This is a genomic window from Pedobacter sp. 01T416_2 (assembly GCF_056398925.1).
Genome location: NZ_JBFTQI010000053.1, coordinates 1 through 16,817 on the forward strand (window position 1 = coordinate 1; position 16,817 = coordinate 16,817).

A 16,817-nucleotide genomic window follows, 5' to 3' on the forward strand; every position below is an offset into this window, starting at 1 on the left:
GGCCAGGTTTGATACTGATCTGATAAGCGCATGAATCTGCATTTTTCCTCCCTGTTTTTAGCAATAGCATAATATTTGCCGATTTCGCTTTCTGTTGAATGGTAATTCCTTTTTGGCTTAATAATTCGTTCTGAAAATAATAGGCTATTGTTTTTAACTGTTCGTTATTGTAACCAATACTACTGTAATTGTTAAGGGCAAAGTAGCCACTACCTTTTACAAATTGCACTGGCATAGGAATAATTCCCTGTTGTTGCGCAAACGCAGTTGAATAAACAAGTAATATAGATAATATATGTAGTAACCTCATTAGTTGGCTGTTATTTTTAATACATAAACAGGAATTTGATTTCCTTTATTATAATCACCTGGTAAATCAAGGTTAAGCCCCTCACTATTTACTGTCCATTTAATTTTTTTATTGTTTCCCAGGAGTTCAATATCTTTAACAGACAGTGTGCTTTTGTTTATCTGCTTTAACAGTACATCTGGCTTTTGCCAGCTTCTTAAAAAAGCATATACAGTCTTGTCTTTTGCGGTATAGTAAACATCTGGTGTTAAAGATTTTGGTGTACCATCAAAAACGGCATCTTTAATGGCATTTTTACTTTCTTCGATGGAAATATTGTCGGTCTTTTCACTCCTATTTTCTTTTATAGCTAACCATGGATGGCTGGCGTAAATGGCCTCATGATTAATATCCATCCATTTACCTACTTCTTTTAATCGGGCAGTTGCCCAATCTGGAAATGTACCATCGCCTTTAGGGCCAACATTTAACAGCAGGTTGCCACCATTAGCTACTACTTCTACCAAGTGCCGTACCAGCATTTCTGGTGATTTCCAAAGGCTATCGTGTTTGTTGTAACCCCAGTTTTGGCCAATGGTTAAACAAGACTCCCATGCTTTTTTTGATGATGGCGACAAAGACTGTTCAGAAATTGAAAAATCGCCATAACCATTCCCAATTCTATTGTTAACCAAGCAGTTTGGCTGTAATTTATTAACTAACGCTTTAAGTTCTTGGCTCTCTGTTTTACTGATAAGCTCAGGCGTATCGAACCAAAGTGCGCCAATTGGGCCATAGTTACTTAAAAGCTCCGTGATCTGTGGTTTAACCTTTCTTTCGAAATAGCGGTTAAAAACTTTTTCATCTTCATTCGGATAATCCCAGGTGTTGCTTCTGCCCGCTTTTACAGGCCAATTGGTTGGCACATCCGGATCTTGCCAATCTCTCCCTAAGGAATAATAAAGACAAAGCGTGATTTTATATTTTTTGCAGGCTTTTGCCAGCTCTGCAATTGGATCGCGCTTAAAGGGGCTCCTTTTCACCATGTTATAATCACTGCTGGCTGAGTTGTACATGGCAAATCCGTCATGATGTTTGGCCGTAAAAACGATATACTTCATCCCTGTTTCTTTGGCTTGTTTAACCCAGGCATCTGCATCGAACTTTATGGGATTAAATTGATCGGCAATGGTTCCGTACTCTTGTACCGGAATACGTTCGTAAAGCATAAAATGCTCTCCTCCTTTAACCTTATGGCCTTTCCAATCGCCAGCAGTTTGGGCATACAAGCCCCAATGTAAAAACATGCCGAATTTTTCTGTCCTAAACTGTTCTAATGCATTATTTTGTACTGTTTGCCCAACCAATAGCTGGACAAACAGTACAAATAACAGACTTAAAAAAAGCGGTTTTCTCATTTTTGATTTGGTTTAAAACATTAAAAATAAGCCTGTTTATAAATAATAATAATTAAAGGGCAATCACTTTTATGGATGATGCCTTATCGTTAAAAGTAGAAACGTAAGTACTTGACGACGTTAATTCGATACTACTTCCGGTAAAGTTATCTCCATCATACATAATTACTTTAACACCAAGACCTAAATTAACGGATGATACATCGTTATTGCTAATACCACGGCTTATTAAATCGGCGGTGGTATACTGGCCAACAGGTAATGATATACCATAGCCACCATAACTGGCATTCTGATGAAATTTAGCAGAACCATTTGCACCGATTTGCGGCACACCATTTAAAAATGAAAATGAATAGGTTTTGCTCACATTAGCACCATTTTTCAATAGCAATTTCACCCTGATGTTGTAAGCTTCGTTGTTTTTATAATAAAGCTCGCTAAAAGGAATAGTTGCCGAAATTGTATTTCCAGTACCTGGGTTCGATCTCCATGCCACGGCATTATAATCAGCATCGCTACTACCCAAATCTGGGTCCATGTAAATTAGAATATCATTTACCTCTTTATTACTTGTAAATGAACCTGTAACATTGAAAGCCTGTGTTGTTGCATTGTAGGCAAACTGCGCATCAATCGTGGTGGTGGCTGCTTCGTAAGGTATTTCTGTAGGCAAAGGATTCTGGAACACTTCGTTACGGTTTAAAATGGCAGCATCAACCTCGGTTAAGAATGTTGGCTGACCTTTACTGAAAGTTACATTTCCTGATCCCATTAAAGAAGTACCTAAAGTTGGTTGTTCTGAAGCATATTTGGCATGATCGTGCGGTAAATTTAAGCCATGTCCCAGCTCGTGCAGCATGCCGCCAAGTAAATTTGATGTTGCATTAGGGATTTTATCAACCGCCATGTTCGAATTGTCAGTAGCGAAGCAATTTTTACCATAACCGTAAAAAGGCTGATCAAAACTACCATCGGTACGCTGGGGCAATAAGATCAGCGTATGGCTTGAATTTGAAAACTCTGAAGCGTGTGTGGCTTTGTAGGCCGCAATTTCGTTCAGGATTTTAGTTGCAGAAATACTGGCATCGTAAGGATAGGCAGATTGTGCAAACTGAGCTGGTATTTCGATAAAACGCACCAATCCGGTTGAATCGATTTTGGGCAATCCCATGTATTTATCATAGCCATACCTTAACATTTCGGTATGGAACYAGCCCTGAAAATGAACCAATAAAGAGGTTAAGCGGGTTTTGTAATCAGAAAGCGCCGGGTTATCGGTAGGCACAAACATTACAATATTCAGGTTTTTGGTGTTGGTTACAAAACTAGGCGGTGTGGTTTCAGAGTTTAGTGCCAATGTAGTTGGTTTTGTGCCAAGTGTTTCTGGTTCTGAAACAGGTGCTTTTTTACAGGCAGTCATTAAAAGACCGCTTGAAATCATCAAAAGCAGTGCAAAGCAAAGTTGTTTTTTGTTTTTCATTGTTTAATGGTTAAAGGTTTATGGTTAATTGATTGTTATTGGTTTATTAGTTCACTTGTCATTAGTTCATTAGTAGTGACGCTGAACTGCCAACTCACGACTCAAAAAGTAACTTTCAATACACGCCCCATATCCCCACTACTTTTTTGTAATCCTTCGGGTACCGAAATCCTCAGTCCTTTATGATCCTGTTTCCACTCGAGTTTTTCATTTGTTTCTTCTAACAATACCTCTTTCACTAAAAACTGATCATTAGCAAGTGAAATAATGATCAGTTCGCCATATTCGCTTTCATTTAAAAAAACCTGTAGTTCATCATCCTTCCCCGAATAAAACATAATGGGCTCAAGTGTTCTGATATCAATTGAGGTTTTGAGTTTAGCTAAAACCGGGCTTTCTTGTTGATCGGTAGGCATAGTGGATATTTAAGATGATCGTATTGATATCGTAATGGTGTATAAAAGGTTTAAGGTTTTTACCCGACCATGATGTTGCCTACCTTATTTTGGCAGGCAACTGGTCTGGGACTAACTCAACTAAAAAAATTGTTTAAGCTGATTATTACCAACCTGGGTTTTGCATTAACGTTGCCGATTTATCAATCTCTGTTTGAGGAATTGGTGCGAGATAAGCTCGTTGTTGCCAATTAACCGATAATGCCAGCTTTGTTCTATCGTAAGTAAAAGTTCCATTGGCTTCCTTTGAGATGTATGTCTGCATAATATTCTTGCTTTCGGTTAGCTCTGCTGTTCTCCACCTGCGGGTATCGTACCAGAAATGCCCCTCTGAGAAAAACTCGGCAACAGATTCTTTTTGTAACAATATTCTAAATGCAGCTTGCGATATGCCTGCAACGATGCCATAACGGTTATCAGTTCCCGCGGTAATCCCTGCACGTTTTCTGATTTTGACAAGCCATGAAACAGCCTGTTCTGTTTGACCCAATTCGTTTAATGCCTCTGCATAGCCCATATATATTTCTGCCAGGCGGATCACCGGCAAACATCTTTCAATACTGGCGGATGTACCGGTAGAATCGTTAGCCATTTTCCTCGAATAGTATCCCGTTTTGGTATAATAAGCTTGTATCCCATCAGCAGCCAGTGCATTTGTGGCCTTGTTAAAATAGATATCAACCGGAACCAATGTAGTACCCGAACCACTTTTCCATAAAGGCGCTTGGTTGTAAATGATAGAGAAATAAAAACGTGGATCGCGGTTTATATAAGGATTATTGGAATTGTAGCCCGAAGCAGGATCATCAATTGCCTTCCCCTCTTTAGTTCCAAAATTTTCTACCGCAGATTCGGTCGGGTTACAAAAGGTATAAGTAGTAGATTGTCTGCTTCTTGGAAAACGATAAGATTCAAAATTTGTTCCGCCCAAAAAGCTCACTGCTCCCGAAGAAACCACGAAAGGTGTAATTACTTCGGTATTTTTTCTGCCTTTGATAAACATTTTCCAAAAACCATGGCCAGGACGGGTTACATTATCTTCTACCAATGCGTAATCAGGCAGATCAACCACTGCTTTTAATGCATCAGCTGCTTTCTGCCAAAGTGTTGCATTATAAGTTGCCGAATAGGTAATATAAGGCAATAAGGAAGCATCTGTACTATGCGATTTACCATTAAAAAGCGGACTCGCTGCTGTAAGTAAAATCCTTGCCTTAAGGGCCAATGCAGCACCTCTCGTAGCATGTCCGTATTCTGCGGCTTCCTGCGCCAATGCATTGGGCAAACCTTTTGCTGCTTCATCAAGTTCGGCAACAGCATAATCAACACATTCTTTGTAGGTATTGCGTTTGGATATTAAAATTTCATCTGCATTGAGTGGAACATCGGGCATTAACTGTACACCGCCATAAAAGCGGATCAAACCGATATAAAAGAATGCCCTAAGGTAACGCGCTTCAGCAATCAACCTATTCTTACGAACAGCTGAAATCGGCGTTTTACCTATACTCTGCAAAAACAGCGATGCTTGTCTGATTTTTTTATAATAAGTTGTCCAGTAATTGTTCAGTGAGTAATTGCTAGCGGTATAGGTACCCTGAATTACCCCTGTTTGTGGTGTACTATAGTAACTTAGTGCTAAACTTGTCTGTTCATCAAAACAGGCCCAATCGTTACCATTGGGACTGGTGATATAACCCGCCCGCTGCAAAACAATGTCTTGTCCGGTATAGGCATACATGTCATTTACAAAGCCGATGGTAAGCGCGCTATCTGCAAAAACCTTATCCTCGGTTAAAGTTTCTGTTTTCCTATCCAAAAAACTAGATTTTTTACATGCAGCCAAACTAAAAAGTGCTACTGCAATGATATTGATGATATAAAATTTCTTTCTCATTTCTTTATCTTTTTTGAATTATAGCCCAAACTGGATCCCAAAATTGAATATGCTCTGTTGCGGGTATTCGTTTACAYCGCCAAGGTTTGTGGTGCTGGCCGTTCCAGTTACCGATTCTGGATCTATAAACACAGGCAACGCCGTGTAAAGCAAGCCAAGGTTGTAACCATTGGCATATACTCTGATGTTGTTCATGTGGAGTTTTTTAGCAAACGAAGTGGGTAAACGGTAACCTATTTCTACGTTTTTCCAACGGATGTAATCACCGCGTTTTGTCCAGTAAGTAGAAAACACACCACTTTGCGAACCACTGCCTGCCAATACAGGGAATGTAGCTTCCTGACGGGTAACGGGTGTCCAACGGCCCAGGTTATAAGGAATAGATTGATTTTCGGGACGGCTATAACCGATTACACCACGGTTGATATTGATGAAATATTTAAATGAACTTTGGAATAAGGTACTGAAATCGAAGTTTTTGTAAGAGAAGCCAAAACTTAAACCCGCAATATACTCGGGCTGATTGGTTCCGATATAACCTAAATCGTATTGATCGATAATACCATCGCCATTTAAATCAACCAGTTTAACACCTCCGAGCGATAAATTGCTTAAAGGGGTGGCGGTGATCAATTTCGGACTGTTATATAAATCAGCCAGTGATTGGTAAAGCCCTGCATCCTGGTAAGCAAAGAGGGCACCAACAGGTTTTCCGGTTAAACCTAACCAAGGGTAGCGTACGGCACCTTCATCGCGGAAAATTACTTTGTTTTCTGAATGACTTATCTGCGCATTAACAAAATACGATAGTTTGTTAGAGAAAAGATTGTCTTTATAGGTTAACTCTACTTCATATCCTTTGTTATCAACAATGCCCAGGTTTACGAAAGGTAGCGAAGCACCAAATGCAGCAGCAACTGATGCACGCTGTGTTAAAATATCTTCGCGGCGTTTTTTGTAAAAATCAACATTCAAACCCAATCGGCCTTTAAACATCCTAAGCTCAAGCCCAATATTGGCATCACGTTGGGTTTCCCAGGTAATTTCGGTATTGGCCAAAGTGGGTTCAATTAAACCACCATAGGTTGTATTGCCTGTTTCGCCAAAAATATAGCCTTTACCACTTCCGCCAACATAGGTTTTCTCGTAAGAATATACAGATGATCCGATACCATCGTTACCCACCATACCATAAGATCCCCTGATTTTTAAATTATCAATAAAATTGATATTGTTTTTAAAAAAAGGTTCTTCACTGATGTTGTAGGCTACACTTACCGCTGGAAAAAACTGGTATTTTTTGCTCGACTGGAATTTATCCGATCCATTGTATGCACCTTTAAAATCGAGCAGGTATTTCTGTTTGTAGTTATAACTGAAAGATGTAACAATCCCCCTCACATTGTAGGGATCATAAGCAACAGCACTCGTTTCTTCAGTTTTTGTAGTTTGGTTAAGCAATACAAAAGCATTTATATTATGGTTGGCAAAACTTCTGTTGTATTTTAATGAGGCCTGTAAATTGGTTAAACGGTTCGATCCGGTATAACCTCCGCTCCTTGTTAACTTACCCAAACGGTAGAGGTTGTTTACAACTGGCAGGTAACTGCTGGTATTGGCATCATAGTAATAAGTAGGTATTTCAGAGGAGCTTCTTTTTAAAGAGCGATTGAAACTATAATCGCTGGCATACGATAACAATGCATTTGCGGTAAGTCCTTCTGTAATGAAATTCAATTTTTGATCTACCTGTGTTACAAACCCAAGGTTATTGGTGTAATCGCGACTATAACCCGACCATCTTAAATTGGCTATTGGGTTTATTTTTGTCGACCCGCTGGTAGAACCACCGTAAGTGCCGTTTGCATTGTAAGCGGGAAAGCCAAAAGCCGATAATTGCCCGTTCCATAAATATTGCAGGGTTGGTGCACCACCGTTCCCGGGCGAATCGTTTGGTGAATTGGTTACCCCGAATCTTCCTGATAAATCAAAACGGATATGCAAATTTTTATTGGGATCTAAATCTACATTTGAGCGGAAATTGTAACGGTCGAACTGATAATCGCCATTGTAACCTTCATCTTTGGTAAAATCTTTGTACATCCCACCCTGACTGAAATAACCAAGCGAAACAAAGTATTTCGTTTTTTGAGTACCACCGCTGATATCAAAGTTACTGCGGTTTTGTATGCTGTAATCTTTTGTCAGTTCATCCCACCAATCCACAAATGGATAATTGTAAGGGTCATCCTGCAGGCGGTAATGCTCGAGGTTATTCCCGCCAAAAAATTTAGGGTATTGGGTGGCCGGATCCATGTACTGCTCGGTGGTGTACTCGTTCAGCATTTTTAAGGTAGTATAACCGTCGTTGGTTTTAAAATTCACAGCCGATCGGGTTAAACCAGTTTCCTGTCTAAAGGTTAACTGTGGCTTGCCTGATTCTCCCCTGCGCGTACGCACCACCACAACACCATTGGCACCACGTACACCATAAACGGCTGTTGTAGAAGCATCTTTTAAGATGGTTAAACTTTCGATCTCATTCTGATCGAGCATATTGATCTGATCAGCAGTTACCTCAATATCATCCACAATAATTAAAGGCGTGGTTGTTCCCTGGTAGGTGCTGATCCCTCGGATCTGAAAAGCTGCACCATCTTTACCGGGCTGACCGCTTCTTTGCTGGGAGAAAAACCCTGGTAAACGGCCTGCCAATGAGTTTTGAATGCTCGCTGTAGGACTTTGTCTTATTTCTTTACCCGAAATAGAACTCACCGCCCCAGTATTGGTAATTTTTTTTGCTTTTTCACCGAAACCCAATACAACCACTTCTTCCAGTCCTTTGGCGTCTTCCTCGAGGGTAACATTTACACTGGTTCTGCTCTCTGTGCCGATTTCTTTGGTTAAATAACCTACTGATTTAATGATCAGTACGCCACTGGAACTTTTAAGGCGCAAGGTAAATTTACCATCCTGGTCGGAAGTGGTACCATTGGCCGTGGCTTCTTTTTCGTAAATGCTGGCACCGGGTATTGGGCCAYGGTTATCGGAAATTACACCCGAAACCGTTTTTCCTACCTGCCCATACACGGTTTGTACCAAAAGGGCTGATAGTAATATAATATATGTTAAAAATCTTTTCATCATGTTGTTGATTAGCTACCAGTTTGGATTTTGAACCATGTTGCTGTTAGATGCCATTTCTTTAAATGGTATTGGGTAGAGGTACATTTTAGCAGACTCGAACCTGGTAGGTGCTGCCGTTACAATAGCATAACTTACCATGGTACCATTTAGCGTTCCCTTAATCCCATGTAATGTTCCGTTTAATACATTTTCGGCAATTTTCCAGCGGCGGATATCCCAGAAACGCTGTTCTTCGAAAGCCATTTCTACCCTACGCTCGTGGCGGATCCTATCACGCATCTGTTGTTGGGTTAAACCCGTTGGCAAAGCCGGCATATTTACCCTTGCCCTAATGGCGTTGATACTTTTATATACATCGGCATCTGGCCCTACAGCTTCATTTTGAGCCTCGGCAAAGTTGAGGAGGATTTCGGCATACCTGAAAATCGGAAAATTATGGTTCTGTGCAGTATAGGCACTTTCGCTGGTGGTACCCGTCATAAATTTACGCAGGTAGTAACCTGTTCTGGTTTCATCCGATACGGCATTACCATATCCTTTAGGCCTGTCTTTACCTCCATCGTAAGTTTGAACATTACGGTTAAGCCAAAATAAGCCATCAAATGAAACCGTTCCGGCCAATCGCGGATCGCGGTTATAGTATGGTGCGGCAAGCGYATAACCGGAGCTACTCTCCTGGATGGTTTTACCGGCAAAAGTTTCAAACTCATCAACCAGTTCCTGAGTGGGGTTAGTTAAGCCCTGTCCCTGCCGGGTATAGCCCACAGGTTCATTGTTCTGCTCTACATCGGTAGTGGTAGCCCTTAAATAAGGCAATATGATTTCGGCATTATACCTTGAAGAAAACACATTTAAAAATTTATTCACCCCTGCCACATAATTGCTTAAGGAAGTAGATGGGGCCAATGCACTCATATTCGTGGTGGTGTAATGGGCCGTTGCTGTTGAGGTTGATAAACCATAAACAAATTTGCCCGCTACAACACTATCCATCACTGCTTTGGCAGCCAATGCGGCGGCCGTCCACTTTGAGGCATCATTACCAGCATTATTTAAAGGGCTTGCTGCATACAATAGCAACCTCGATTTTAATGCCATGGCGGCACCGCGTGTAAAACGTCCGAAATAGATGGTGGTATAACCACTTGTTGCATTTGGACCCAACAGATCGGGCATAACAGCATCAAGTTCGCTATTGATGTAGTTTACACAGTCCTGATAGCTATTGCGCGGAAGGTTTATCTGATCGTTCAGCTCGAAAATTTTATTACCGATTAAGGGAACACCACCCCAGCGTTTAACCAGTTCGAAATAAAACATGGCCCTTAATGCCCGTGCCTCTGCTTTAAAGCGTTTTTTAAATCCTGTGGTTTTAATGGGCACCTGATCGATGTTCGCCAGAAAAATATTTACTTTTCTGATGCCCGCATAATTGGCATCCCAGGTATTATCGGGCAAAGCCACCTGGTTAAAGGCGCCATTTGAATAGAACTGCACCTGTGCGGAGGTTGAAGATGGAATGGCATCATCGGTACCGGCATCGAGCATGTTGGAAGATATCCGGTTAAAACCATTTGGCAGGCTCGAATAGGTGTTATTGAGGAAAGCTTCGGCATAAACGCCAAGTGAATCAGTTGGATCGAATACCAGGTCTTTATTGGCATTTTCTAAAGGTCCATCCTCAATCATTTTTTTACACCCGCTGGCAAATAATATGGCAAACAGGGTGTATATTAGGGTAATTTTATTAAAATTCTTCATCTTGGATACGCTTATAGTTTAAGTGATAAACCACCATTGATAATGCGGTAGTTGGCAAAGCCAGACAAACCTGTTTCGGGGTCGAAATAATCGAGTTTGCTCCAGGTTAAGAGGTTGTAACCGTTAACAAAAAACCGCAGCTTGCTGATTTTTGCTCTCGCCAATAATTTAACTGGCACGGTGTAACCTATTTCTACATTTTTAAGGCGGATATAATCGGCTCTTCTGTACCAAAAGCTCGAAGTTTGGGTATTGTAGGTGTCGTTACCGAGGGTTAAACGTGGCAGGGTTGCATTTACCGGGTTTTGCGGTGTCCAGCGGTTTTCAGTGGTATAATCGAGTACATAACCATAACCGTTGTTAAAGGCGAGCATTGATGATGGATTGTAGTAGATCTCCCTTGGTAACCTGCCTTCAACCAGAGCATTAAAATCAAAACCTTTATAGGCAAAACCAAAGTTTAAACCAAAAATGAAAAGCGGACGGGTATTAAGCGCTTTGGTGTCTAAAAAGTTAATTACGCCATCATTATTTAAGTCTTTGTATTTGATGTCGCCCGGACTTGGCGTGTAACCAGGGATATTTGCAGTTTTGTTGATATCCTCGCCTACCTGATAAAAACCGATAGCCTCGTAACCAAAAGTGGTACCAGGTTGGCCAGCACGGTACATCCACGGGTAAGGATAATTACCTTCCTGTAAACTGATCACCTTGTTTTTGGCGTAAGTAAAATTGCCTTTAACGAAGTAGGAAAAATCTTTCTTATGATCGGCAAACTGAACGCTTGCTTCTAGCCCATTGTACCTGGTGCTTCCGCCGTTAACGGTTGGGTAACTTTGCCCGATAATTCCCGAAGCATAACCATTTGCAGGGGTAATCAGCTCGTCGGTATATTTATTATTGTAATAATTAACCTCTACATTTAAACGGTTTTTTAAAAACTGTGCTTCAATTCCGGCATCAACTTTTAAAGCTTTCTCCCAGGTAATGTTGGGGTTTTTCAAAGCATTTTCTAAACTGCCCGAAACTGCAGTAGCTGTAGCGCCGAAGTTATAACCGGTTGATCCGATAGTATAATTCTGTAAGTAAGTATAATAATTTCCTGGATCAGCCCAGGCGGTTTCGCCTATACTTCCGCGTATTTTCAAAAAATTAACAACTTTACTGTTAAACCAATCTTCTTTAGAAAGCACCCATCCCAAACCTGCCGAGGGTAAAAAGCCCCATCTTTTGCCTGGTGCATAACGGTTGTATCCGCTGTAAACCATCGAAATTTCGGCAAGGTATTTTTGATCGAAATCGTAATTGGCACTAATGCCCGCATTCTGATAAATCTGATTTAGCTGGGTATAAGAATCAATCAGGTTGGTTAAGTTAAAAGTACCCAGCACGTTCAATGTGCTTTTGCCAAAGGTTTTATCGTAACCCAACAAACCGTTAACAAAAGTCTGCTTGTTCTGCGTGCCTAAGGTTGGTGCGCCACTGTTGGCAATAATGGTACCATCGCTGCCCACTTTTGTATAACTGGTACCCGTACTAGTGGTGACAGGATAATAAATAGCAAAAGTTTTATTACGAGAAATGGTTTGCAGGTAATAATTATTGATCGATAACAAACCTTTGGCCCACAATCCTTTTGTAATGTCATCTAGCTTAAATTTTAAACTTACATCGGCATTTAAAGAACGTTCGTTAAAACTGTTATAACCCGAAGCAATGGTACTGGCCAAAATGTTGTTGCTGTACTGACTGCTGCCACCATAAGTGCCATCCGGATTTTTTTCAGGGTAACCAAGTGGCGAAGTCTGAAAAATGCTGTTCATGATATTTGAAGCCAGGTTGCCTGGTTCGTTACTATTTTCTATCGATGCAAAAATGTTCAGCCCTAATTGGATGTTATCGTTAAAATCGATCTGGGCATTGGTCCTTAAGTTGTAGCGCTTATAGTAATTGGTGGTTTCGTAGCTATTATCGGGACCGGAAATAAAGTTTCCATCCTGACTGAAATGCTCTACAGAAGTATAATAGCGATAGTTTTTGCCGTTCCCTGCCGCATTGATGGTGTAACGTTGTTGTGCAGCGTTCTTTTTATAAATACTGTTGTACCAGTCGTTATTGGGCTGTAAAAAGGGATTATTGGTGCCGTTTTTATAAGCGGCGATTAAATCAGCCGGATAGGTTGGTGTGGCGCCTGGAAAAGTATTCTGTTGTGCTTCGTTGTATAGTTCGGCATAACTACCACCTGTAATAAAATTTGGTCTTTTAAACTGGTTCAGCACGCCGTACTGCGCCGAAAAGTTCAGTTCGAAGGGTTTTTCCAGCGATTTATCTTTGGTGGTGATGTAAACAATACCGCCCGATGATCTTAAACCATACATATTGGCCGAAACCGCATCTTTTAATACAGTTATGCTTTTGATATCGTCTAAATTGAAACTCGTAAACGAACGCACAACGCCATCTACCACAATTAGGGGCGATTGGCCGCGAAGTGTAAACGAAGAAACATCGAACAGTGGCCCTGTGCGGCCCGAACTTCTGTTACTGTATAAACCTGGGATTCTTCCAGCTATGGCATTGGTAAGGTCAGAAACCGGAGTGGTATTTACATCTTCGTTATAAATGGTGGTGGTACCGGCAACATTACGGAGTTTTGATATGGTTTTAAACCATTGGTCTACATGCCTATCCTGTAAAGGTAATTTTGCCATCACAGAATCTTTCACCAACGAGTCGCCTGTTTTTTGGGCGTAAAGCATGTTATTGCCCAATGCAAAAAGCAAACAGCTTATGCAAAGTGTTCTAAAACCCGACACCCGATTTTGAAAAGTAATTATTTTAATCATTTTGTTTGGTTTAGGTTTCCTATTTAATTAAGCTGTCCGCGCACCAGGCCATTAGGTTGCTGGGTAGAAGAAATCTGCAGATATATTTTTTCGCTCTGCAGTTTTGTGGCCGTTGCCGCATCAACTCCTACCGATCCTGAAGTTTCGCGGTTGGCATTAAATGCAGGTGTTTTTAAATCGATAAAAACTGCACCCGATGTGGTTTCAGTGCCGAGATAGATTTTGGCACTTCCAGGGGTATCACTGTTTTCGAGTGCCTTGTCGAAATAGATGTCGTAATGCACTTCCATATTATCCATCAGGTATACCATCGCTACGGCATGGTCTGTTCTCCCGCTAATGGCTGGCAAAACTTTTGAGGCCGATAGGTCTACCTTCCATTGTTTCTTAATAAAAACTTCAGAGGTGTAGGTATCTTTTTTGCAGGCGCTAAAAAACAGCAGCGCAAGCGCAGGCATCAGGCAATGCCTTTTCAGTGTAAATAGGTTCATAAATTTGGTTGTTGATTGCTTAAGGACGTTGATTTAGTTGATCATCCATTTTTGTTGATTCACGTGTACGAACAAGAACTGCCTATACAAGTCCCTAAATTTTAAAAGCACTGCTTTTGGTGAAAGTAGTTTTTGTTTCATGGTTGGTTTGGTTAATATTTACTGTCAGCTTTGTGATAGGTTGATATCACATTTAACTGCAGCGTTGGTTGTTAGTTAAATTTGGTTAAGCCAATAACAGGAATGGTTAATTTCTACTGATGATAGCTCTTTTATCACCTTGCATTAGCTTTTCCAAAACTAATTGGGTGCAAAATGAAAAAGGTCGAAAATTGTAAATGAAAGGGTAGAAAAACTGTAATCTTTCAATATTTTAATAAGTTCACGCTATATTTAAAGGAAATACATCAAAAGCTATTTTACTATTAGCTATAGGATGGCCAAAAAACTAGCTTAATTTTATGAATCTGCGTTTAAACGCTTTATGGTTTTTGTCAATGCTTTTTATCTGCACCTCTTTGTGTGCCCAGAAGCCTATTGTTTTTAACCACCTTAGGATGGAAAATGGCCTGTCGCAAAATTCGGTGATGGCCATTGCGCAAGACAAAAACCAGTTTATTTGGATGGGTACTCAGCACGGCCTAAACCGCTATGATGGCTACCGCCTTAAAATTTACAGCAACAGCCCAGATAATCAAAATAGCATTTCGAACAATGTAATTTCGGCCCTACTGAGCGATACCAAGGGGAGGTTGTGGGTGGGAACAGAAAACGGGTTGAATATTTACAACGGACAAACCGACCATTTTTTCCGCATCAACAAACGGAGCTCTGTACATTCCTTTAGCTGCGATTCGGTAGAATGCGTTTATGAAGATCCTCAAAAAAACATCTGGATTGGAACATACAATGGGCTAAATTTGGTGATAGACGCTGAAAAGCAGATTTTCAAGAAATTTCTTTTTGACAAGCCCAATCGTAAATCTGCACTCAACTGGATTTTTTCGATTTTTAAAGATGAAAAACAAAACCTTTGGGTAGGCACTTATAATGGTTTAGTGCGCATTTACCAGGTAAAAGGCAAATATCGTTTCGAAATTTTCAGGCATAATCCCAATAACAAGAACAGCATCAGTTCTAATGCTGTAAAAAGTATTGTAATCGATAAACAAAAGCGGCTATGGTTAGGCACGTATAATGGTTTAAATCTATTCGATTACGAACATAAAACATTTAAACGATTCCAAACCAGTGCTACAGATCAAAATTCGATTGTAAATAACGACATTAGAAAACTAACCTGCGACAAAGCGGGCAACATCTGGATTGGTACACAGGAAGGATTAAGTATCCTCGATCCCATTAACCAAAAATTCAGCAATTATCGTTACGATCCTGAACAGAGCAGCGGCTTAAGCCAAAACTCCATCCATAGCATTTTTGAGGATTTAAACGGTTCGATGTATGTTGGTACCTTTTATAAAGGTGTAAACGTAGTCTATCCATCTGCTACACCATTTACCGTATTCCGGAATTCGAAAAAACACCAGGGCTTGAGCAGCAACATTGTAAGTGCCATAGCCGAAGATCGATACCATAACCTGTGGGTGGGTACCGAAGGCGGCGGCTTAAATTATATAAACAGGAGCAACAACACCTTTACCTACTATAAATCGGAACCAAATAACAGCAATGGACTCAATTCGAACCTAATTAAAACGCTCTGTCTTGATAAAACAGGTCAATTATTGGTGGGTACACATCGCGGGGGCTTATACGTATTTAGCCCCTCAGGCCATAATTTCAAAAAAATAATTAATGTTAAAGATGTAAAAAACAACCTGGGTGGCGCCGAAATAATTGCAATAACTGAAGATAGCGATGGTACTGTTTGGGTAGGCTCCAAAGATGGATTATCTACATTAAAAAAAACAAATGGACAATATGCTTCTACAACTGTTAAAAGCCCTTTAGAGCAGTACCTGAGGAACAACTACATCCAGGTTATATTTGAAGATAAGGCTAAAAATCTGTGGATTGGAACCAAGGCCGGATTATATGCTTACCACCCATCTACTAAAAGAATTACAGCCTATTATCATGATCAGAAAAAGAACAGTGCAGGCAGTTTAAATTCAGATTATATTAATTGCATCATTCAAATACAAAATGGAAATATTTGTGTTGGAACTTCTTTTGGAGGCTTGAGCATTTTTGATAATAAAAGCAGAAAATTCAGGAACTACAGCGAAAAGGATGGCCTGCCAAATGGTAATGTATTGGGAATAATTGAGGATAAGGAAAATAACTTGTGGATCAGTACAGATAAGGGATTATCCAAATTGGTTACCAAAACAGGAAAGTTTATTAATTATACCAAAAGTGATGGACTAGCGGGTAACGATTTTAATATCAGATCGTTTTTAAAAGATAGTAAAGGCGAATTATTTTTTGGCGGTTACGATGGTTTAACGGCCTTTTATCCCAGCCAAATTGATATTAATAAGAATGTTGCACCAGTCACTTTTACCGAACTCAAACTATTCGATCAACCCGTAGCAGTAAATGCACCAGATGGATTGTTAAAGGAAGATATCAAAAGCACCAAACAAATTACGTTTAAACACGACAACAACAATTTCAGCCTCGGTTTTGCCTTATTAAATTACATTAAACCAGAAAAAAACAGTTACCGTTATATCCTCAAAGGTCATAGTAAAAATTGGGTAAAAACCGATGTACCCAGTGTTACCTATACCGATCTTCCTGCTGGCAATTATACCTTTATGGTTACAGGAAGCAATAATGATGGCAATCCTGGTGGCAAAGCTGCAACCCTTAAAATAACGGTGCTTCCACCCTTTTGGGCTACCTGGTGGGCCTATCTTATTTATTTGGCTTTCTTTTCGGGCTTACTGTTTTTAATTGTACGTTATCTTTTTGTACGTGCCCTGCTTAAACGTACGGAAGACATCCAGAAAATGAAACTGAATTTCTTCACCTATGTGGCCCACGAAATCAGAACACCAC

Annotated in this window: 10 protein-coding genes; 1 reads left to right on the plus strand and 9 read right to left on the minus strand. The window is 40.3% G+C overall.

The window, feature by feature from the left end; all coding sequences use genetic code 11:
• The 9 genes from AC1DPQ_RS04045 to AC1DPQ_RS04085 all read right to left on the minus strand — a co-directional run.
• The coding region (locus AC1DPQ_RS04045) for a glycoside hydrolase family 20 zincin-like fold domain-containing protein (protein ID WP_477608049.1) at positions 1 to 310 on the minus strand (310 nt) is incomplete at its 3' end.
• The gene (locus tag AC1DPQ_RS04050) at positions 310 to 1,707 is read right to left on the minus strand and encodes an alpha-L-fucosidase (protein WP_477582818.1); all 1,398 of its coding nucleotides are present in this window, start codon (positions 1,705 to 1,707) and stop codon (positions 310 to 312) included. The genes AC1DPQ_RS04050 and AC1DPQ_RS04045, both read right to left, overlap by 1 nt.
• 52 nt (positions 1,708 to 1,759) lie before the next feature.
• Positions 1,760 to 3,190 (minus strand): hypothetical protein, encoded by a 1,431-nt coding sequence (locus tag AC1DPQ_RS04055; protein ID WP_477608051.1) that lies wholly within the window; start codon positions 3,188 to 3,190, stop codon positions 1,760 to 1,762.
• A 101-nt stretch (positions 3,191 to 3,291) separates the two neighbouring features.
• Positions 3,292 to 3,606, minus strand: coding sequence for a hypothetical protein (locus tag AC1DPQ_RS04060; RefSeq protein ID WP_477580877.1), 315 nt, complete (start codon positions 3,604 to 3,606; stop codon positions 3,292 to 3,294).
• A gap of 145 nt (positions 3,607 to 3,751) precedes the next feature.
• A complete protein-coding gene (locus tag AC1DPQ_RS04065) occupies positions 3,752 to 5,542 on the minus strand; it encodes a RagB/SusD family nutrient uptake outer membrane protein (RefSeq protein WP_477608053.1) in 1,791 nt (596 codons plus the stop codon).
• An 18-nt stretch (positions 5,543 to 5,560) separates the two neighbouring features.
• The gene (locus AC1DPQ_RS04070; RefSeq protein WP_477608055.1) at positions 5,561 to 8,686 is read right to left on the minus strand and encodes a SusC/RagA family TonB-linked outer membrane protein; all 3,126 of its coding nucleotides are present in this window, start codon (positions 8,684 to 8,686) and stop codon (positions 5,561 to 5,563) included.
• Between the two features lie 15 nt (positions 8,687 to 8,701).
• Positions 8,702 to 10,450 (minus strand): RagB/SusD family nutrient uptake outer membrane protein, encoded by a 1,749-nt coding sequence (locus tag AC1DPQ_RS04075; RefSeq protein WP_477608057.1) that lies wholly within the window; start codon positions 10,448 to 10,450, stop codon positions 8,702 to 8,704.
• A gap of 11 nt (positions 10,451 to 10,461) precedes the next feature.
• Positions 10,462 to 13,296, minus strand: coding sequence for a SusC/RagA family TonB-linked outer membrane protein (locus AC1DPQ_RS04080; RefSeq protein WP_477608059.1), 2,835 nt, complete (start codon positions 13,294 to 13,296; stop codon positions 10,462 to 10,464).
• A gap of 23 nt (positions 13,297 to 13,319) precedes the next feature.
• The gene (locus AC1DPQ_RS04085) at positions 13,320 to 13,787 is read right to left on the minus strand and encodes a CHRD domain-containing protein (protein ID WP_477580867.1); all 468 of its coding nucleotides are present in this window, start codon (positions 13,785 to 13,787) and stop codon (positions 13,320 to 13,322) included.
• A 557-nt stretch (positions 13,788 to 14,344) separates the two neighbouring features.
• Between AC1DPQ_RS04085 and AC1DPQ_RS04090 the strand changes: the two genes are divergently transcribed.
• The coding region (locus AC1DPQ_RS04090; RefSeq protein WP_477608061.1) for a ligand-binding sensor domain-containing protein at positions 14,345 to 16,817 on the plus strand (2,473 nt) is incomplete at its 3' end.

Bases quoted from the DNA above. Each gene is read 5' to 3' on its own strand.
- AC1DPQ_RS04050 (WP_477582818.1), bottom strand. From the start codon at position 1,707: ATGAGAAAACCGCTTTTTTTAAGTCTGTTATTTGTACTGTTTGTCCAG.
- AC1DPQ_RS04060 (WP_477580877.1), bottom strand. From the start codon at position 3,606: ATGCCTACCGATCAACAAGAAAGCCCGGTTTTAGCTAAACTCAAAACC.
- AC1DPQ_RS04065 (WP_477608053.1), bottom strand. From the start codon at position 5,542: ATGAGAAAGAAATTTTATATCATCAATATCATTGCAGTAGCACTTTTT.
- AC1DPQ_RS04080 (WP_477608059.1), bottom strand. From the start codon at position 13,296: ATGATTAAAATAATTACTTTTCAAAATCGGGTGTCGGGTTTTAGAACA.
- AC1DPQ_RS04085 (WP_477580867.1), bottom strand. From the start codon at position 13,787: ATGAACCTATTTACACTGAAAAGGCATTGCCTGATGCCTGCGCTTGCG.